The sequence below is a fragment of the Caballeronia calidae genome (genome assembly GCF_900044055.2).
GTDB classification, from domain to species: domain Bacteria; phylum Pseudomonadota; class Gammaproteobacteria; order Burkholderiales; family Burkholderiaceae; genus Caballeronia; species Caballeronia calidae.
In genome coordinates this window covers 245,334-265,576 of sequence record NZ_FCOX02000003.1, presented here as the reverse complement: position 1 = coordinate 265,576, position 20,243 = coordinate 245,334, and the positions used below count along the sequence as shown (strand labels likewise).

General features: G+C 65.7%; 17 protein-coding genes. 13 read left to right on the top strand and 4 right to left on the bottom strand.

Annotation, left to right across the window (positions count from 1 at the left end; translation table 11 throughout):
* The first annotated feature begins 181 nt into the window (after positions 1-181).
* The 4 genes from AWB78_RS05050 (at position 182) to AWB78_RS05035 (ending at position 8,830) form a co-directional block, all read left to right on the top strand.
* The gene (locus tag AWB78_RS05050; protein ID WP_062602847.1) at positions 182-1,555 is read left to right on the top strand and encodes an MdtA/MuxA family multidrug efflux RND transporter periplasmic adaptor subunit; all 1,374 of its coding nucleotides are present in this window, start codon (positions 182-184) and stop codon (positions 1,553-1,555) included.
* 15 nt (positions 1,556-1,570) lie between these two features.
* Positions 1,571-4,693, top strand: a complete 3,123-nt coding sequence (locus tag AWB78_RS05045; protein ID WP_062602846.1) for an MdtB/MuxB family multidrug efflux RND transporter permease subunit — start codon at positions 1,571-1,573, stop codon at positions 4,691-4,693.
* A gap of 3 nt (positions 4,694-4,696) precedes the next feature.
* A complete protein-coding gene (locus tag AWB78_RS05040) occupies positions 4,697-8,032 on the top strand; it encodes an efflux RND transporter permease subunit (RefSeq protein ID WP_062602844.1) in 3,336 nt (1,111 codons plus the stop codon).
* 105 nt (positions 8,033-8,137) lie between these two features.
* Positions 8,138-8,830 (top strand): SDR family oxidoreductase, encoded by a 693-nt coding sequence (locus AWB78_RS05035; RefSeq protein ID WP_062602842.1) that lies wholly within the window; start codon positions 8,138-8,140, stop codon positions 8,828-8,830.
* Here the strand turns inward: AWB78_RS05035 and kdpE are convergent.
* The 4 genes from kdpE to AWB78_RS05015 are packed head-to-tail and all read right to left on the bottom strand — an operon-like array spanning position 8,806 to position 11,734.
* Positions 8,806-9,504 carry a two-component system response regulator KdpE gene (gene kdpE, locus AWB78_RS05030; RefSeq protein ID WP_062602839.1) on the bottom strand — a complete coding sequence of 233 codons (699 nt, stop codon included), beginning with the start codon at positions 9,502-9,504 and terminating at the stop codon, positions 8,806-8,808. The two genes, AWB78_RS05035 and kdpE, sit on opposite strands and share 25 nt — an antisense overlap.
* 31 nt (positions 9,505-9,535) lie before the next feature.
* A complete protein-coding gene (locus AWB78_RS05025) occupies positions 9,536-10,510 on the bottom strand; it encodes a quinone oxidoreductase family protein (RefSeq protein WP_062602837.1) in 975 nt (324 codons plus the stop codon).
* A 23-nt stretch (positions 10,511-10,533) separates the two neighbouring features.
* Positions 10,534-10,926: a methylglyoxal synthase gene (locus AWB78_RS05020; RefSeq protein WP_062602835.1), complete on the bottom strand. Its 393-nt coding sequence runs from the start codon at positions 10,924-10,926 to the stop codon at positions 10,534-10,536.
* 28 nt (positions 10,927-10,954) lie between these two features.
* Complete coding sequence (locus AWB78_RS05015; RefSeq protein WP_062602833.1) at positions 10,955-11,734, bottom strand: SDR family oxidoreductase; 780 nt, start codon at positions 11,732-11,734, stop codon at positions 10,955-10,957.
* 274 nt (positions 11,735-12,008) lie between these two features.
* Between AWB78_RS05015 and upp the strand changes: the two genes are divergently transcribed.
* From upp to rng, 9 genes are all read left to right on the top strand, one after another.
* Positions 12,009-12,662, top strand: coding sequence for a uracil phosphoribosyltransferase (upp, locus tag AWB78_RS05010; RefSeq protein ID WP_062602831.1), 654 nt, complete (start codon positions 12,009-12,011; stop codon positions 12,660-12,662).
* Positions 12,663-12,994: 332 nt separating this feature from the next.
* Positions 12,995-13,723, top strand: coding sequence for a YebC/PmpR family DNA-binding transcriptional regulator (locus AWB78_RS05005; protein ID WP_062602829.1), 729 nt, complete (start codon positions 12,995-12,997; stop codon positions 13,721-13,723).
* Between the two features lie 270 nt (positions 13,724-13,993).
* Positions 13,994-15,295: a phosphoribosylamine--glycine ligase gene (gene purD / locus AWB78_RS05000; protein ID WP_062602979.1), complete on the top strand. Its 1,302-nt coding sequence runs from the start codon at positions 13,994-13,996 to the stop codon at positions 15,293-15,295.
* A gap of 139 nt (positions 15,296-15,434) precedes the next feature.
* On the top strand, positions 15,435-16,394 hold the full coding sequence (hemF, locus tag AWB78_RS04995) for an oxygen-dependent coproporphyrinogen oxidase (RefSeq protein WP_062602827.1): 960 nt from the start codon (positions 15,435-15,437) through the stop codon (positions 16,392-16,394).
* Positions 16,385-17,074: a nicotinate-nucleotide adenylyltransferase gene (locus AWB78_RS04990; RefSeq protein ID WP_062602825.1), complete on the top strand. Its 690-nt coding sequence runs from the start codon at positions 16,385-16,387 to the stop codon at positions 17,072-17,074. The genes hemF and AWB78_RS04990 overlap by 10 nt, the downstream gene beginning before the upstream one ends.
* A 13-nt stretch (positions 17,075-17,087) precedes the next feature.
* Positions 17,088-17,540 carry a ribosome silencing factor gene (gene rsfS / locus AWB78_RS04985; protein ID WP_014190904.1) on the top strand — a complete coding sequence of 151 codons (453 nt, stop codon included), beginning with the start codon at positions 17,088-17,090 and terminating at the stop codon, positions 17,538-17,540.
* A gap of 14 nt (positions 17,541-17,554) precedes the next feature.
* The gene (rlmH, locus tag AWB78_RS04980; protein ID WP_061124462.1) at positions 17,555-18,025 is read left to right on the top strand and encodes a 23S rRNA (pseudouridine(1915)-N(3))-methyltransferase RlmH; all 471 of its coding nucleotides are present in this window, start codon (positions 17,555-17,557) and stop codon (positions 18,023-18,025) included.
* A gap of 64 nt (positions 18,026-18,089) precedes the next feature.
* Complete coding sequence (locus AWB78_RS04975) at positions 18,090-18,704, top strand: Maf family protein (protein WP_096031746.1); 615 nt, start codon at positions 18,090-18,092, stop codon at positions 18,702-18,704.
* A 7-nt stretch (positions 18,705-18,711) separates the two neighbouring features.
* On the top strand, positions 18,712-20,181 hold the full coding sequence (gene rng, locus AWB78_RS04970) for a ribonuclease G (RefSeq protein ID WP_062602821.1): 1,470 nt from the start codon (positions 18,712-18,714) through the stop codon (positions 20,179-20,181).
* Positions 20,182-20,243 lie beyond the last annotated feature (62 nt).

Here is a 20,243-nt window from a genome sequence, read left to right as displayed (position 1 = left end):
CTTCGGACGGCGGCTTTCCGGCTGCTTTCGATGGCCCCGCCTCATTCACGGCCTTCAGCTTCACGGCCTCCGCCCCGTTCGCGGTTCATGCGCGCGACGCACCGCATGGTCGCGCCCGAACCGCTACCGCCGCCCGTCCGCGCCCCGTACGACAGACTTGAAAGACCCAGCCACCGAACCGATGGACGACCAAAAGAATCCCCCAGGGCAGCCGCGCCCGACGCCTCCCAAGCCCGCCACGCCCGCCATCGAGTCCGCGCCGCGGCGCCGCAGAATCGTGCCGCTCATCGTCGCGATATTGATCGTCGCCGGCGCGATCGCATGGTGGCATCCGTGGAGCCGCGGCGGCAGCGGCGGCACGAGCGGCCCGCAGGAAGCGCGTCAGGGCGGACGGCGCGGCGGCCCGAACGCGATGAATCAGCCGCAGCCCGTGCATGTGGCAACTGTTACGCAGGGCGAAATGCCCGTCGTCATCAATTCGCTCGGCACGGTCACGCCGCTTGCGAACGTCACGGTCAAGACGCAACTGAACGGCACGCTGGTCGATGTCGCGTTCCGGGAAGGCCAGATGGTCAAGAAGGGCGACGTGCTCGCGCAAATCGACCCGCGGCCGTATGAAATCTCGCTGCGCAACGCGGAAGGCGCGCTCGCGAAAGACCAGGCGCTGCTGCAGACCGCGCGCCTCGACCTGCAGCGCTATCAGACGCTGCTGTCGCAGGATTCCATCGCCAAGCAGCAGGTCGACACGCAAGCGTCGCTCGTCAAGCAGTACGAAGGCGCCGTGAAGTCCGACCAGGCGAACGTCGATACCTACAAGCTCGATCTCACCTACGCGCGCATCACGGCGCCGGTGTCGGGACGCGTCGGCCTGCGCCAGGTCGATCCGGGCAACTACGTGACGACGGGCGACACGAACGGCGTCGTCGTCATCACGCAGTTGCAGCCGATCAGCGTGATCTTCACCACCTCCGAGGACAACCTCACCGCCATTCTCAAGCCGCTGCACGCGGGCACCAAGATGTCGGTCACCGCGTACGACCGCGCGAACACCACGGCGCTCGAATCCGGTTTCCTCGAAACCGTCGACAACCAGATCGATACGACCACTGGCACAGTGAAGCTGCGCGCCACGTTCGACAACAAGGGCGGCATGCTCTTCCCGAATCAGTTCGTGAACACGAAGCTGCTCGTCGATGTCATCAAGGACGCGACCATCGTGCCGACGCCCGCGGTGCTGAACGGCTCGTCGGGCGCGTTCGTGTATATCGTGAAGCCGGACAATACCGTCACCGTGCGCAACGTGAAGGTCGGTCCGGTCGATGGCGAGCGCACGAGCATCAAGTCCGGTTTGCAGGTGGGCGAGCGCGTGGTGATCGACGGCTCGGACCGCCTGAAGGAAGGCGCGAAGATCACGATTCCGGCCGAGAAGGCGAAAGCGGCGTCGGGGGCTTCGGGCGCGTCCGGCGCCTCGGCGGCCGCGCCTGCTTCCGCCGCTTCCGCCGCTTCCGGCGCGCGCCACGGCGGGCATCGCCGCCAGCAATCGCAGCAGCAGTAACACGTCAGCCAACGCATGAACCCATCCCGCATTTTTATCCTGCGCCCGGTCGGCACGGCGCTCCTGATGGCGGCGATCATGCTGGTCGGCCTGGTCGCGCTGCGCTTCCTGCCGCTCTCGGCGCTGCCCGCCGTCGACTATCCGACGATCCAGGTCCAGACGTTCTATCCGGGCGCATCGCCGGACGTGATGACGTCGAGCGTCACCGCGCCGCTCGAAAAGCAGTTCGGCCAGATGGCGAGCCTGAACCAGATGTCGTCGCAGAGCTCGGCGGGCGCATCGGTCATCACCTTGCAGTTCAGCCTCGATTTGCCGCTCGATATCGCCGAGCAGGAAGTGCAGGCGGCGATCAACGCAGCGGGCAACCTGCTGCCGTCGGACCTTCCCGCGCCGCCGATCTACGCGAAGGTGAATCCCGCCGACGCGCCCATCATGACGCTCGCCGTGAGCTCGAAAACCTTGCCGCTGACGCAGGTGCAGGATCTCGCGGACACGCGCCTCGCGCAGAAGATTTCGCAGGTGGCGGGCGTGGGCCTCGTGTCGGTGAGCGGCGGCAACCGCCCCGCCGTGCGCATCCAGGCGAACACGCGCGCGCTCGCGTCCTACGGCCTCAATATCGACGATCTGCGCACGACCATCTCCAACCTCAACGTCAACACGCCGAAGGGCAATTTCGACGGCCCGACGCGCGCCTACACGATCAACGCGAACGACCAGCTGACGGACGCCGACGCCTACAAGAGCGCGGTAGTCGCGTATCGCAACGGCCGGCCGGTGATGCTGACGGACGTCGCCACCATCGTGCAGGGTCCGGAGAACACGAAGCTCGGCGCGTGGGTCGATTCGACGCCCGCGATCATCCTGAACGTGCAGCGTCAGCCGGGCGCGAACGTGATCGCAGTCGTCGACGGCATCAAGAAAATCCTGCCGCAGTTGCAGCAGTCGCTGCCCGCGGCGCTCGACGTGCGCATCGTCACGGACCGCACCACGACCATCCGCGCGTCCGTGCGCGACGTTCAGTTCGAGCTCGCGCTGTCCGTCGTGCTCGTCGTGCTGGTCATCTATCTGTTCCTCGCGAACGTCTACGCGACGATCATCCCCAGCCTGTCCGTGCCGCTCTCGCTCGTCGGCACGCTCGCGGTCATGTATCTGTGCGGCTTCTCGCTCGACAATCTCTCGCTGATGGCGCTGACCATTGCGACCGGCTTCGTCGTCGATGACGCAATCGTGATGATCGAAAACATCGCGCGCTACGTCGAGGAAGGCGATCCGCCGCTCGAAGCCGCGCTGAAGGGATCGAAGCAGATCGGCTTCACCATCATCTCGCTGACGGTGTCGCTCATCGCGGTGCTGATTCCGCTGCTCTTCATGGGCGATGTCGTAGGCCGCCTCTTCCACGAATTCGCGATCACGCTCGCGGTGACCATCGTGATTTCGGCGATCGTTTCGCTCACGCTCGTGCCGATGATGTGCGCGAAGCTCCTGCGCCACACGCCGCCGAAGGAAAGCAAGCGCTTCGAGGCGCGTGCGCACCAGTTCATCGATTACGTGATCGGCCGTTATGCGGTCGCGCTCGAATGGGTGCTGGAGCGCCAGCGCGCGACGCTCGTCGTCGCCGTGCTCACGCTCGTGCTGACCGGCGTGCTGTACGTGTTCATTCCGAAGGGCTTCTTTCCGACGCAGGACACGGGCGTGATCCAGGCGATCACGCAGGCCCCGCAGGCCGCGTCGTATCAGGCCGTGGCCGCGCAGCAGCAGGCGCTCGCCGCCAAGATTCTGCAGAATGCCGACGTGGAAAGCCTGACCTCGTTCGTCGGCGTCGATGGCAGCAACATCACGCTCAACAGCGGGCGCATGCTCATCAACCTGAAACCGCGCGACGATCGCAGCAACACGTCGAGCGACGTCATCCGCACCATTCAGAGCGAAGTCGCGGACATTCCCGGCATCAAGCTCTACATGCAGCCGGTGCAGGATCTGACCATCGATTCCACGGTCAGCCCGACGCAATATCAGTTCATGCTGACGGACCCGAATCCGTCCGAGTTCGCGGAATGGGTGCCGAAGCTCGTCGAACGCCTGCAGCACACGTCGGTCCTGACGGACGTCGCCACCGACCTCCAGCAGAACGGCCAGTCGGTGTACATCGAGATCGACCGGGCCACCGCCGCGCGCTTCGGCATCACGCCCGCGACCGTCGACAACGCGCTCTACGACGCGTTCGGCCAGCGCATCATCTCGACGATCTTCACGCAGTCTAACCAGTACCGCGTGATTCTCGAAGCCGAACCCTCGGACGCGCACTACAGCGAGACGCTGAACGGCATCTATCTGCCCTCCTCGACCGCGAGCAACGGTCAGGTGCCGCTTTCGGCCATCGCGAAGTTCCATGAGCGGGCCGCGCCGCTGCTCGTCACGCACCTCGGCCAGTTTCCGGCGACGACCGTCTCCTTCAACCTCGCGAAGGGCGCATCGCTCGGCGAGGCGGTCAAGGCGATCGAGGCGGCGAAGCAGGACATCGGCTTGCCCGCGTCGTTCCAGATCCGCTTCCAGGGCGCGGCGCTCGCGTTCCAGGCGTCGTTGTCGAACGAACTGTTCCTGATTCTCGCGGCCATCGTCACGATGTATATCGTGCTCGGCGTGCTGTACGAGAGCTTCATCCATCCGATCACGATTCTCTCGACGCTGCCTTCCGCGGGCGTCGGCGCGCTGCTCTCGCTGATGATCACCGGGCACGATCTGGACATCATCGGCATCATCGGCATCGTGCTCTTGATCGGTATCGTGAAGAAGAACGCAATCATGATGATCGACTTCGCGCTCGAAGCCGAACGCGACGAAGGCAAGTCGCCGCGCGAGGCGATCTTTCAGGCGTGCCTCCTGCGCTTCCGCCCGATTCTCATGACTACCATGGCCGCGCTGCTCGGCGCGCTGCCGCTGATGGTCGGCTGGGGCGCGGGCTCGGAGCTGCGGCATCCGCTGGGTATCGCGATCGTCGGCGGCCTGATCGTGTCGCAGTTGCTCACGCTCTTCACGACGCCCGTGATCTATCTCGCCTTCGATTCGCTCGGCGCCAGGCTGCGCGCGCGTTTTCATCGCGACACGCCGGGCACGCCGGCCGCCGGCGAAGGACGCTGAGCCATGAACCTGTCGCGCATCTTCATCGCCCGGCCGGTAGCCACGACGCTGCTCGCGATCGGCATCGCGCTCGCGGGCATGTTCGCGTTCGTGCGGCTGCCCGTCGCGCCGCTGCCGCAAGTCGATTTCCCGACGATCTCCGTGCAGGCGTCCCTGCCCGGCGCGAGCCCGGAAACGGTCGCGACGAGCGTGGCGAGTCCGCTCGAACGGCATCTCGGCACCATCGCCGACGTGAGCGAGATGACGTCGATGAGCTCGGTCGGCTCGACGCGCATCACGCTGCAATTCGGCCTGAACCGCGACATCGACGGCGCCGCGCGCGACGTGCAGGCCGCGATCAACGCCGCGCGCGCCGATCTGCCCACGTCGCTGCGCAGCAACCCGACGTATCACAAGGTCAATCCGGCCGACGCGCCGATCCTCGTGCTCGCGCTCTCCTCGCCCACGCGCACGGCGGGCTCGCTCTACGATTCCGCCGCGACCGTGCTGCAACAAACGTTGTCGACGGTGCCGGGCGTCGGCGAAGTCGACGTGAGCGGTTCGGCGAATCCGGCGGTGCGCGTCGAGCTGGAGCCGGGCGCGCTGTTCCACTACGGCATCGGCCTGGAAGACGTGCGCGCCGCGCTGGCATCGGCGAATGCGAACAGCCCGAAGGGCGCGATCGAGTTCAAGGGCACGCGCGTCCAGCTCTACACCAACGATCAGGCGAGCAAGGCCGCGCAGTACAAGGATCTCGTGGTGGCCTACCGCAACGGCTCGGCGGTGAAGCTGTCGGACGTCGGCGAAGTGGTCGATTCCGTCGAGGACTTGCGCAACCTCGGCCTCATCAACAACAAGCGCGCCGTGCTCGTGATCCTGTATCGCCAGCCGGGCGCGAACATCATCGAGACGATCGACCGCGTGAAGTCGATGCTGCCGCAGTTGCAGGCCGCGCTGCCCGCCGACGTGCAGATCACGCCGACCGCCGACCGCTCCGTCACGATCCGCTCGTCGCTGCACGACACCGAGCTGACGCTCATGATCGCGGTGGCGCTCGTCGTGATGGTCGTGTTCCTGTTCCTGCGCAACTGGCGCGCGACGCTGATACCGAGCGTGGCCGTGCCGATATCGATCATCGGCACCTTCGCGGCGATGTACCTGCTCGGCTTCTCGCTCGACAATCTCTCGCTGATGGCGCTGACCATCGCGACGGGCTTCGTCGTCGACGACGCGATCGTCGTGCTGGAGAACATCACGCGGCATGTCGAGAAAGGCGTGCCGCGCATGCAGGCCGCGATCCTCGGCGCGCGCGAAGTGGGCTTCACGGTGCTGTCGATCAGCGTGTCGCTCGTCGCCGTGTTCCTGCCGATTCTGCTGATGGGCGGCATCGTCGGGCGGCTGTTCCGCGAGTTCGCGCTCACGCTCTCGCTCGCTATCGGCGTATCGCTCGTCGTATCGCTGACCGTCACGCCGATGATGTGCTCGCGCCTGCTGCAGGAGCCGCGCGAGCGCAAGGAAGAAGGCCGCATCGCGCGCTGGCTGGAGCGTCAGTTCGACCGCATGCAGCGCGGCTACGCGCGCACGCTCGGCTGGGCGCTCGCGCATCCGCGCACGATCCTGCTGATCCTGCTCGCGACCATCGGGCTGAACATCTATCTGTACGTCATCGTGCCGAAGGGCTTTTTCCCGCAGCAGGACACGGGGCGCATCGTCGGCGGCATTCAGGCGGACCAGAGCACGTCGTTCCAGGCGATGAAGATCAAGTTCGCGCAGATGATGAAGATCGTCGAGGCGGATCCGGCCGTCGACAGCGTCGCGGGCTTCACGGGCGGGCGCTCGACGAACTCCGGCTTCATGTTCATTTCGCTGAAACCGAAGAGTGAACGCAAGGTGACGGCGGATCAGGTCATCAACCGCCTGCGCAAGCCGCTCGCGGAAGTCGCCGGCGCGCGCACGTTCCTGCAGGGCGTGCAGGATATTCGCGTGGGCGGGCGGCAGTCGAACGCGCAATATCAGTTCACGCTGTTGTCCGACACGACCTCGGATCTCTACAAATGGGGGCCGATACTCACCGACGCGCTGCAAAAACGCCCCGAGCTCGCCGACGTCAACTCCGACCAGCAGCAAGGCGGCCTCGAAGCAATGGTCACGTTCGACCGCGCGACCGCCGCGCGCCTCGGCATCAAGCCCGCGCAGATCGACAACACGCTCTATGACGCGTTCGGCCAGCGCCAGGTATCCACCATCTACAACCCGCTGTCGCAGTATCACGTCGTGATGGAGCTCGCGCCGAAGTACTGGCAGGACCCGGAGATGCTCAAGCAGCTCTATATCAGCACGTCGGGCGGCACGGCGAGCGGCTCGGCATCGACGCAATCGACGACGACATCGGGATCGTCGACAACCGCGTCCACTTCCGCAACCGGCTCGACCGGCGCGGGCGGCGCATCGACGAGCGCGACCGACACCACCGCCGCCCTCGCGCTCGCCGCCGTCAAGAATTCGGCGACCAACGCGATCGCGGCGACGGGCAAGAACGGTTCGTCGTCGGGCTCGGCGGTGTCGACCTCGAAGGAAACGATGGTGCCGCTTTCGGCCATCGCGAAGTTCGGGCCGGGCAACACGCCGCTTTCCGTGAACCACCAGAGCCAGTTCGTGGCGTCGACGATCTCGTTCAATCTGCCGCCGGGCAAGTCGCTGTCGGACGCGACCGCCGCGATCTACGAGACGATGGCCGCGATCGGCGTGCCGCCGACCATCCACGGCAGCTTCCAGGGCACCGCGCAGGCGTTCCAGCAATCGCTCAACGATCAGCCGATGTTGATTCTCGCGGCGCTCGCGGCCGTCTATATCGTGCTCGGCATCCTGTACGAGAGCTATATCCATCCGATCACGATTCTCTCGACGCTGCCGTCCGCGGGCATCGGCGCGCTGCTCGCGCTGCTCTTGTTCAAGACGGAGTTCAGCATCATCGCGCTGATCGCGGTGATTCTGCTGATCGGCATCGTGAAGAAGAACGCGATCATGATGGTCGACTTCGCGATCGAGGCGACGCGCCACGGCGCCCAGACGCCGCAGGACGCGATCCGCGAGGCGTGTCTGCTGCGCTTTCGCCCGATCATGATGACGACCGCCGCCGCCCTGCTCGGCGCGCTGCCGCTCGCGTTCGGCAGCGGCGAAGGCTCGGAGATGCGCGCGCCGCTCGGCATCGCGATCGTCGGCGGCTTGATCGTGAGCCAGATGTTGACGCTCTACACGACGCCCGTCGTCTATCTCTACATGGACCGCTTCCGCATTCGCGCGGAACAACGGCGCGCGCGTCGTCAGGGCCGGGCGCGTCCGGCGAACGCGGCGGAGTGAAAATGCTGCGGGCGCAAACGCGTCCCGCAGCAAGTCGCGCGAAAATCGCCTACTTTGTCGGGTAGAGGTAGAGGGTAAAGGCCCACGGCGAAGGAGCGTGTCCCCATGACGACGCGAAAGGTTCTGCTGATCGGCGCGCACGGCCGCACGGGCCGGCTGATCGCGCAGCGTCTGCACGACGAAGCCGTGCCCTTTCGCGCGATGCTGCGCAAGTCCGCGCACAAGAGCGAGTTCACGGCGATGGGCGCCGAAATCGTGCTCGGCGATCTGACCAACGATTTCTCCCATGCCTTCGACGACATCACGCATGTGATCTACGCGGCCGGATCGGCGGAGACGGAAGGCGTGCACGAGGAGCGTGCGATCGACCGCGACGCCGTCATGCGCACCGCCGACTACGCGAAGCGCCGGCGCGTGCAGCAGCTCGTCGCGATCAGCGCGCTGTCGGCGTTCGATCCGCAGCGCAGCGGGTTCGCACTACGCCATTACTCGCGGATGAAGCGCGAGGCCGATGAATACATCGCGCATCGCGGCGTGCCCTACGCGATTCTTCGGCCCGGGCCGCTGTCGGACGAGCCCGCGCACGGCGCGATCGCGCTCGCGAACGAACTCACGAAGAGCAAGCCGGACGTGGCGCGCGCGGACGTCGCGCGCATCGCGGTGCAATGCGTGACGCTTGGCATCGGCAACAGGATGATCGCGTTCACCGGCGGCGATGAGCCGATCGACGTCGTGCTCCACGCGCTGACGCACGAGCCCATGCACGCCCATCATCACGCCGCGCCGACGAGCCTGTAACCGACGCCCGTTTCCGTCACGATATGCTCGGGCTGCGCGGGATCGCGCTCGAGCTTCTGACGCAGATGCGCCATGTAGATCCGCAGATAGTGCGGGCTTTCGACATGCGACGGTCCCCACACCTCCACCAGCAATTGCCGGTGCGTGAGCACGCGCCCCGCGTGCCGCACGAGCGTCGACAGCAGCCGGTATTCGATCGGCGTCAGATGCACGGGCTCGCCGCTCTTCGTGACGCGGCGCAACGCGAAATCGACGGTCACATCGCCGAAGGCGACGACTGGCGTCTCGCTCGCCGACGCCTGATTGCGCCGACGCAGATGCGCGCGAATCCGCGCCATCAGTTCCGATACGCCGAAGGGCTTGGTGAGATAGTCGTCCGCGCCGGCATCGAGCGCGGCGACCTTCTCTTCCTCCTGCGTGCGCGCCGACAGCACGATGATCGGCAGCCCGGTCCAGCCGCGCAGCTCGCGGATCACGTCGATGCCGTCGGTATCGGGCAGGCCGAGATCGACGATGACGAGATCGGGCTTGCGCGTCGCTGCTTCGACGAGACCTTTCTGCCCCGTTTCGGCTTCGTGAACTGTCATGCCCTGCGCTTCGAGCGACACGCGCACGAAGCGGCGAATCTGCTTCTCGTCTTCGATCAGGACGACGGTGACGGACGGCTCGCTCATCGGGTGGCCGTCCGTTCGGCTTGTCGGCGTTTCAAGGCAGCAGGATCGTCGAGCCGGTCGTCTTGCGCGCTTCGAGGTCTTCGTGCGCGCGCGCCGCATCCGACAGCGGATAACGCTGACGCACGTTCGTCTTCACCTTGCCCGACGCGACGACTTCGAACAGCTCGGCGGCCATCGCATCGAGATCGCTGCGTTTCGCGATGTAGCTGAAGAGCGTCGGCCGCGTGAAATACAGCGAGCCGCGTCCGGCAAGCTCCGACGAATCGATCGGCGGCAGCGGACCCGACGAATTGCCGAAGCTCACGAACAGCCCGAGCGGCGACAAGCAATCGAGCGACGCGATATACGTGTCCTTGCCGATCGAATCGTAGACGACGGGCACGCCCGCGCCGTTGGTGATCTCGCGCACGCGCTGCGTGAAGTTCTCGCGCGTGTAGACGATCGGATAGTCGCAGCCGTGCGCCTTCGCGAGCTCGGCCTTCTCGTCGGAGCCGACCGTGCCGATCACCGTCGCGCCGAGCGCCTTCGCCCACTGGCACGCGAGCATGCCGACGCCGCCCGCCGCCGCGTGGATCAGCACCGTGTCACCCGCCTTCACGCGATAGGTCCGGCGCAAGAGATACTGCGCGGTCAGGCCTTGCAGCATGATCGACGCGGCGTCCTCGTAGCTGATCGAATCGGGCAGCTTGACGACGTAATCCACCGACATCACCCGCTCTTCCGCATACGCGCCCGGCGGACGCGATGCATACGCGACGCGATCGCCCGGCTTGAACTGCGTGACGCCCTCGCCCACCGCCGTCACCTCGCCCGCCGCTTCCATGCCGAGGCCGCCGGGCAGCGGCATCGGATAGAGGCCGGTGCGGAAATACACGTCGATGAAATTGAGGCCCACCGCGTGATGCTTCACGCGGATCTCGCCCTTGGCCGGCGCGCCCACGTCCACGTCGACCCACTTCATCACTTCGGGGCCGCCTGCCTTGTCGAATCGGATTGCCTTGGTCATCGCTCGTTCGTCTCCAGATGCAATCAATCAGAAGCCTGCGCGAAACGCAGGCGCAAGTCGTCGAGAATCATGCGCGCCGTCGCGATGTTGGTCGCGCACGGCACGTTGTGCACGTCGCAGGCGCGCACGAGCGCGTTGATGTCGGGCTCGTGCGGCTGCGGGGTCATCGGGTCGCGCAGGAAGATCACGATCTGCACGCGCCCTTCCGCCAGTTCCGCGCCGATCTGCAAGTCGCCGCCGTGCGGGCCGGAGAGCTTGCGCTCGACTTCCAGCCCGTGCGCCGCCGCGATGCGCCCGCCCGTCGTGCCCGTCGCGACCAGGCTGCATTGCGCGAGCGTATCGACGAACTCGCCCGCGAGCGTGACGATGTCGTCCTTCTTCATGTCGTGCGCTATCAGCGCGACGCGTGTGGTCATCGGAAAGCTCCTCTCAATACGTGCCCGCTCAGTAGGTTCCAGGATAAGCGCCGCCGTCGATCAGCCAGTTCTGGCCGGTGATGTAGCCCGCATGCACGCTGCACAGGAACGCGCAGGCCTTGCCGAACTCCTCCGGCGTGCCGAAGCGCCCGGCCGGCAGGCTTTCCGCGCGGCGCGCACGCACTTCGTCGAGCGGAACGTTCTGCGCCTTCGCCTGCGCTTCCATGGTCACGGCGATGCGGTCGGTGTCGAAGGTGCCCGGCAGCAGGTTGTTGATCGTGACGCCGGTCGCGGCGACCTTGCGCGCGACGCCCGCGACGAAGCCCGTCAGCCCCGAGCGCGCGCCGTTGGACAGGCCGAGCACATCGATCGGCGCCTTCACCGACGAGCTCGTGATGTTCACCACGCGCCCGAAGCCGCGCTCGATCATCCCGTCGATGGTCGCCTTCATCAGTTCGATCGGCGTCAGCATGTTCGCTTCGAGCGCCTTGATCCACATCTCGTGCGTGAAGTTACGGAAATCTCCGGGCGGCGGGCCGCCCGCGTTATTGACCAGAATGTCCGGCGCGGGGCACGCGGCGAGCGCGGCGGCGTGGCCTTCGGGCGTCGTGATGTCGCCCGCGACGGTTTTCACGTCGACGCCGTATTGCGCGCGGATGTGCGCGGCCGTCGCCTCGAGCGCTTCGGCCGTGCGCGCAGTGATCACCAGATTCACGCCCTCGGCGGCGAGCGCCTCGGCACAGCCGCGTCCGAGGCCCTTGCTCGCCGCGCACACCAGCGCCGTGCGCCCTGCGATTCCCATATCCATCGTTGTATCCTCCGTTGTCTTCGCTGTGTTGGTTCGGCACGCGCGTTGCGGCGCATGCCGGGTCTCATGCTTCTCGCGCAATTCTAGAAGAATCGGGGCGGCAACGTCGGCGGCCACCGTGGCGCGCACATCGCGAATGTTCTTAGGGGGCGGCGGGCTTTTGGGTAAACTGTCGCCACTGCCCGCTCCGGCGCCGTCGTCGTTTCGTCCGCGCGGCTTCCCGGGCGTCAGAAGCAGAACCCCACACGAGCAGGACGCGCAGCGCGCGAGACCCATGAAACAAGACAGCCGCTTTCCCAATCTCTTCATCCTCGATCACCCGCTGATCCAGCACAAGCTCACCCACATGCGCGACAAGGACACGTCCACGCGCACGTTCCGCGAGCTGCTGCGGGAAATCACGCTGCTGATGGGCTACGAAATCACGCGCAATCTGCCGCTCACGACCAAGCGCGTGGAAACGCCGCTCGTCGAGATCGACGCGCCCGTGATCGCCGGCAAGAAGCTCGCGATCGTGCCGGTGCTGCGCGCGGGCATCGGCATGTCGGACGGCCTGCTGGATCTGGTGCCGTCCGCGCGTGTCGGGCATATCGGCGTGTATCGTGCGGAGGATCACCGGCCGGTCGAGTATCTCGTGCGCCTGCCGCCCGATCTCGAGGAGCGCGTCTTCATCCTGTGCGATCCGATGGTCGCCACCGGCTACTCGGCAGTGCATGCCGTCGACGTGATGAAGCGCCGCAAGGTGCAGGCGGAGAACATCATCTTCGTCGCGCTGGTGGCCGCGCCCGAGGGCGTGAAGGTGTTCCAGGACGCCCATCCGGACGTGAAGCTCTACGTTGCGTCGCTGGATTCGCATCTGAACGATCATGCGTATATCGTTCCGGGTCTCGGCGACGCGGGCGACCGGCTCTTCGGCACGAGGAACTGAGCGCGCCCTTTGAGATTCCGACCGCCGCGCCACCGCGCGGCGGTTTGCGTTTACGCGCGGATTCGCCCCGATTCGCCGAAATTTCACGCGGTTTGCGCCGTTTCTCCCGTTCCGGTCCGCGCGCGGCGGTACAGGGAGCGCGTGCCGCCATGCTAAAATTTCGGTCTGTTCCTATTCGGGTTGCACCGGGTCAAACCGATCCGCGAGCGAACCCCGCGGCCCTCCGGGAAACCACGCGCGCGAACGCGCAGCACAGCGCCGCGAACAGACACATTCAGCACGACAGCACACTAGGCGCACGGCTTCATGCCCGCGCGCGATGGAGAAAGGTAATGGCGGGTCATTCGAAATGGGCCAACATCAAGCATAAGAAAGCCGCGGCCGACGCGAAGAAAGGCAAGGTCTGGACACGCCTCATCAAGGAAATCCAGGTCGCGGCGCGCATGGGCGGCGGCGAGGTCGATTCGAACCCGCGCCTGCGTCTCGCCGTCGACAAGGCGTACGACGCCAACATGCCGAAGGACAACATCAACCGCGCGATCCAGCGCGGCGTCGGCGGCGTGGATGGCGCGAACTACGAGGAAATCCGCTACGAAGGCTACGGCATCGGCGGCGCGGCGATCATCGTCGACACCATGACGGACAACCGCACCCGCACCGTCGCGGAAGTGCGCCACGCATTCTCGAAGTTCGGCGGCAACATGGGCACGGACGGCTCGGTGTCGTTCATGTTCGATCACGTCGGCCAGTTCCTGTTCGCGCCCGGCACGCCGGAAGACAAGCTGATGGACGCCGCGCTCGAAGCCGGCGCCGACGACGTCGTGACGAACGAAGACGGCAGCATCGAAGTGATCTGCCCGCCGAACGATTTTCAAAAGGTGAAGGACGCGCTCGAAGCCGCCGGCTTCAAGGCGGAACTCGCCGAAGTGACGATGAAACCGCAGACGGAAGTCGAGTTCAGCGGCGACGACGCGGTCAAGATGCAAAAACTGCTCGACGCGCTCGAAAATCTCGACGACGTGCAAGAGGTCTACACGAACGCCGCGATCGACGAAGACTGACTCGGGTCGCACCGGGGCGCGGCGGCGGATCGAAAGCCGCCCCGCCCTCGCATGGAATGTCTTTCGCTTCGGCTCGCATGCCGGAGCAGCGCCGCGCACTCGATGAACCATCGACCCGGCGCAGTATCGCCCACGGAAGGCGCGTGACGCAGCCGATGTCAGCGCGAGCCGCCTTCGCGACGTGATGACGTCCGTCATGCGTGCGCTTCGCGGGCGATGCGCCCGCCGCTTTTTCTCAAGCCGCTTTTTGTCAGGATTTCGGGGATTCACATGAAGTTACTCGTCGTCGGTTCCGGCGGCCGCGAACATGCGCTGGCCTGGAAGCTCGCGCAATCGCCGCGCGTACAGATCGTCTATGTGGCGCCGGGCAACGGCGGCACCGCGCAGGACGAGCGCCTGCGCAACGTCGACATCACGGACCCGGCGGAACTCGCCGAATTCGTGGAAAAGGAGCATGTCGCGTTCACCCTCGTCGGGCCCGAGCAGCCGCTCGCCGCGGGCATCGTCAACCTGTTCCGCTCGCGCGGGCTGAAGATCTTCGGGCCGAGCAAGGAAGCCGCGCAGCTCGAAAGCTCGAAGGACTTCGCCAAGGCGTTCATGAAGCGCCACAACATCCCGACCGCCGAGTACGAAACCTTCTCCGACACCGCCGCCGCGCACGCGTACATCGACGCGAAAGGCGCGCCGATCGTCATCAAGGCGGACGGGCTCGCGGCCGGCAAGGGCGTCGTCGTCGCGATGACGCTGGAAGAAGCGCACGCCGCCGTCGATTCGATGCTCGCCGACAACAAGCTCGGCGATGCGGGCGCGCGCGTCGTGATCGAGGAATTCCTCGCGGGCGAGGAAGCGAGCTTCATCGTGATGGTGGACGGCAAGCACGTGCTGCCGCTCGCGTCCAGCCAGGACCACAAGCGCCTGCTCGACGGCGACAAGGGTCCGAACACCGGCGGCATGGGCGCCTACTCGCCGGCGCCGATCGTCACGCCGCAACTGCACGCGCGCGTGATGCGCGAGATCATCCAGCCGACGGTGCGCGGCATGGAAAGCGAAGGCATCCGCTTCACCGGCTTCCTGTACGCGGGTCTGATGATCGACGCGAACGGCAATCCGAAGACGCTCGAATTCAACTGCCGCATGGGCGATCCGGAGACGCAGCCGATCATGGCGCGTCTGAAGGGCGATTTCTCGAAGGTCGTGGAAATGGCGATCGACGGCAAGCTCGACACCGTGGAGCTCGACTGGGACCGCCGCACGGCGCTCGGCGTCGTGCTCGCGGCGCACAACTATCCGGAGACGCCGCGCAAGGGCGACCGCATCAGCGGCATTCCGGCGGAAACCGAGCAATCCGTCACTTTCCACGCGGGCACGACGCTCACCGACGGCAAGCTCGCGACCTCGGGCGGGCGCGTATTGTGCGTCGTCGGATTGGCGGATTCCGTGCGCGGCGCGCAATCCGTGGTCTACGATACAGTGAACCAGATCTCGTTCGACGGCATGCAGTATCGGCGGGACATCGGCTATCGCGCACTGAACCGCAAGCAATCGTCGGAAAAGCCGGGCGACAAGCATTAAGCAAGGCAACGCGCGGCTCGGGCCGCACGAGCACACGCGCTGCCGGACCTCGTGTCCGGCAGCGTGCTTTTGAGAGTTTTGACACGAAGGGTTAACCCCCGCCCATTCACGGCCGCCGTCATGGCGCACGCAGCAATCGATGAGTGAACCGAACCGCAGCGCGGAACAACGCAAAGAACACGACGCCGCCCACGATATCGGGGCCGTCCGCGACTATCTGACGGGCCTGCAGACGCGCATCGCCGATGCGCTCGGCGCCTTCGACGGCACCGCCTTCGCCACGGACGCCTGGACCCGCGAGCCCGGCGCGCATCTGCGCGGCGGCGGCGTGACGCGCATCCTGGAAGGCGGCGGCTTCTTCGAACGCGCGGGCATCGGTTTCTCGGACGTGCAGGGCGACGCGCTGCCGCCGTCCGCGAGCGCGGCGCGCCCGCAACTCGCCGGGCGCGGCTTCGAGGCGCTGGGCGTCTCGCTCGTGATGCATCCGCGCAATCCGCACTGCCCGACCGTGCACATGAACGTGCGCATGCTGACCGCCACCAGGGAAGGCGAAGCGCCGATCTTCTGGTTCGGCGGCGGCATGGATCTCACGCCGATCTACGGCTACGAGGAAGACGCGCGGCATTTCCATCAGGTCTGCCGCGACGCGCTCGCTCCGTTCGGCGCGGAACTGTATCCGCGCTTCAAGACGTGGTGCGACGAGTATTTTTATCTGAAACATCGCGACGAGCAGCGCGGCATCGGCGGCATTTTCTTCGATGACTTCTCGGAACCCGGCTTCGAGCGCTCGTTCGCGATGATGCGCAGCGTCGGCGATGCGTTCCTGAAGGCGTATCAGCCGGTCATCGAGCGCCGCTGCGACACGCCCTATGGCGAGCGCGAGCGCGAGTTTCAAGCCTACCGGCGCGGCCGCTACGTCGAGTTCAATCTCGTGTTCGACCGCGGCACGCACTTCGGCCTGCAAAGCGGCGGACGCACCGAGTCGATTCTGATGTCGATGCCGCCCGTCGCAAACTGGCGCTACGACTGGAAGCCGGAGCCGGGCACGCCGGAAGCGCGGCTCTACGCCGATTTCCTGGTGCGGCGCGAATGGCTGTGACGCCCTGCACGAAACGCGTCGGCATTTTCGGCGGCACCTTCGATCCGATTCACAACGGGCATCTCGCGCTCGCAAGGCGCTTCGTCGAGCTGCTGCAACTGACCGAGCTCGTGCTCCTGCCCGCCGGTCAGCCGTGGCAGAAGGCGGGCGTATCGGCGCCGGAGCATCGGCTGGCGATGACGCGCGCGGCGCCGGCATCGCTCTCGCTCGATGGCGTGCGGGTCACCGTCGCCACCGATGAGATCGATCGCCACGGCGACACGTATACCGTCGACACGCTCGCGCACTGGCGCGAACGCGAAGGCGCCGATGCGTCCATCGCGCTGCTGATGGGCGCGGATCAGCTGGTCAAGCTCGATTCGTGGCATCAGTGGAAGCGCCTCTTCGACTACGCGCACATCTGCGTGGAAACGCGCGCGGGCTTCGACATCGCGACCTTGCCCGCGGCAGTCGCCGCCGAGCTCGAAGCGCGACGCGCATCGCCCGACGTATTGCGCGCGAGCCCGCACGGCCATATGCATATCGACGAAACGCTGCTGCTCGACGTATCCGCCACGGCGATCCGCGAAGCAGCACGCACGATGCAGGGCGCGACGGAGGCTCGCGCCCTGCTCCAGGATCAGGTCCCACGCGCTGTATGGGACTATATTGTTCAACATCATCTGTACCGGACACGGTAAAGACACGGTAACTATGGAACTTCAGAAGCTTCAACGCGCGATCATCGACGGTCTCGAAGACGTCAAGGCGCAAGACATCAAGGTGTTCAACACAACCCACCTCACGTCGCTGTTCGACCGCGTGGTCGTCGCGAGCGGCACGTCGAACCGGCAGACCAAGGCGCTCGCCAACAGCGTGCGCGAGAAGGTCAAGGAAGCCGGCGGCGACATCATCAGCACGGAAGGCGAAGAGATCGGCGAATGGGTGCTGGTCGATTGCGGCGATGCGGTCGTACACATCCTGCAACCGGCGCTGCGCCAGTACTACAACCTCGAGGAAGTCTGGGGCGACAAGCCCGTGCGCGTGAAGCTGCAGAAGCCGAACATGTTCGGCGGCGCGAGCGTCACGGCCGACGAAGACGAGGACGACGAAGACGCCGCGCCCGCGGTCAAACGTCCCGCGCGCAAGACCACGCGCAAGCACTGACGCCGCTTCATTCGATGAAGCTGGTCATCCTCGCCGTCGGACACAAGATGCCCGACTGGATCACGAATGGCTTCGACGAATACGCGAAGCGCATGCCGCCCGAGTTGCGCATCGAGCTCAAGGAGATCAAGCCCGAGCAGCGCTCGTCGGGACGCAATGCCGAGAGCGTGATGGCCGCCGAGAAGCAGCGCATCGAAGCCGCCTTGCCGAAGAACGCGCGCGTCGTCGCACTCGACGAGCGCGGCCGCGACTGGACCACGATGCAACTCGCGAACGCCCTGCCCGGCTGGCAGCAGGACGGGCGCGACGTCGCGTTCGTGATCGGCGGCGCGGACGGGCTTCATCCCGATGTGAAATCACGGGCCGAACTATTGCTACGCGTGTCGAGCCTGACGCTGCCGCACGGCATGGTGCGCGTGCTGCTCGCCGAACAGCTTTACCGCGCGTGGAGCATCACGCAGAATCATCCTTATCATCGCGCGTGAGGCCATTCGGAGTCTGGGAAGTCTGGATCGAATGACCTGCGCGCCATTCGAATCCAACCCCACGATGCCGACTTATCCCTTCGTTTATCTCGCTTCCCAAAGCCCGCGCCGCAAGGAGTTGCTCGCTCAGCTCGGCGTGCGGTACGAACTCCTTCTTCCCCGTCCCGATGAAGACGCCGAGGCGCTCGAAGCCGAGCTGCCGGGCGAAGCCGCCGATGCGTATGTCGTGCGCGTGTGCGCGCTGAAGGCGCACGCGGCGCGCGCGCGGCTCATTGCCGGCGGCCATGCGAGCGCGCCGATCCTCGTCGCCGATACGACCGTGACCATCGACGGCCTGATCCTCGGCAAGCCGCTCCACGAAGAAGACGCCGTCGCGATGCTGGAACGCCTCGCGGGCCGCGAGCACGAAGTGCTGACCGCGATCGCCGTCGTCGATGCCGACGGCACGTTGCTCGAACCCGCGCTCTCGCGCTCGGCGGTGCGCTTCGCGGGCGCGGATCGTGCTGCGCTGCAGCGCTACGCCGCATCGGGCGAGCCGCTCGGCAAGGCCGGCGCGTACGGCATACAGGGGCGCGCGGCCGAGTTCATCGAGCGAATCGACGGGTCCTATTCGGGTATCATGGGTCTGCCCCTTTTCGAAACCGCAGCACTCTTGCGCGTGGCGCGCGTCGAATTCTAAACAGGCCATGAACGAAGAAATCCTGATCAACGTCACACCGCAGGAAACCCGAGTCGCACTGGTTCAGCAAGGCGCCGTTCAGGAGCTTCACGTCGAGCGCACCCTTTCGCGCGGACGCGTCGGCAATGTCTATCTCGGCAAGGTCGTGCGCGTGCTGCCGGGCATGCAATCCGCGTTCATCGATATCGGACTCGAGCGCGCCGCGTTCTTGCACGTGGCCGATATCTGGCATCCGCGCATCGCGGGCGAGCCGCATTCGTCGGCGCCGCATGTGCCCATCGAGAAGATCGTCTTCGAAGGTCAGTCGCTGATGGTGCAGGTCGTGAAAGACCCGATCGGCACGAAGGGCGCGCGCCTGTCCACGCAGGTGAGCATCGCGGGGCGCACGCTCGTGTATCTGCCGCAGGAGCCGCATATCGGCATCTCGCAGAAGATCGAGAGCGAAGCGGAGCGCGAGGCCGTGCGTGCGCGTCTGACGGCCGTGCTGCCCGCCGACGAGAAAGGCGGCTATATCGTGCGCACCATCGCCGAGGATGCGACGAGCGAGGAACTCGCGGCGGACGTCGCATATCTGCGCAAGACGTGGGCGACGATCGTGGCGCAAGCGCAGCGCGTGCCGCCCACTAGCCTGCTCTATCAGGATCTGAATCTCGCGCAGCGTGTGCTACGCGACTTCGTCAACGACGAAACCACGCGCATTCAGGTCGATTCGCGCGAGACGTTCCAGATGCTCGCGGATTTCGCCGCGGAGTTCACGCCGGCGGTTGCGTCGCGCCTGCATCACTACACCGGCGAGCGGCCGCTCTTCGATCTGTACAACATCGAGGCGGAGATTCAGCGGGCGCTATCGCGGCGCGTCGATCTCAAGTCGGGCGGCTATCTGATGATCGACCAGACCGAAGCGATGACGACCATCGACGTGAATACGGGCGGCTATGTCGGCGCGCGCAATTTCGACGACACGATCTTCAAAACCAATCTCGAAGCGGCGCATACCATCGCGCGGCAACTGCGCTTGAGGAATCTCGGCGGGATCATCATCATCGATTTCATCGACATGGAAAATGTCGAGCATCGGGATCAGGTGCTGGGCGAGCTGAAGAAGGCGTTGTCGCGGGATCGCACGCGCGTGACCGTCAATGGGTTTTCGCAGCTCGGGCTCGTCGAGATGACGCGCAAGCGCACGCGCGAATCGCTCGCGCATGTGTTGTGCGAGCCTTGTCCCGTTTGTCAGGGCAAGGGGCAAGTGAAGACGCCGCGCACGGTGTGCTACGACGTGCTGCGCGAAATCATGCGTGAATCGCGGCAATTCAATCCGCGTGAGTTTCGGGTGGTGGCTTCGCAGCAGGTGATCGATCTGTTTCTCGAGGAAGAGTCACAGCATCTGGCAATGCTGATGGACTTCATCGGCAAGCCGGTTTCGTTGCAGGTCGAGAGCAATCTCAGCCAGGAGCAGTATGACATCGTGCTGATGTGACTTCGGTCTCGATACACGAGGGCGCCGGCAATGCGATCGAACTCCTCGAGCGCGCGCCCTCG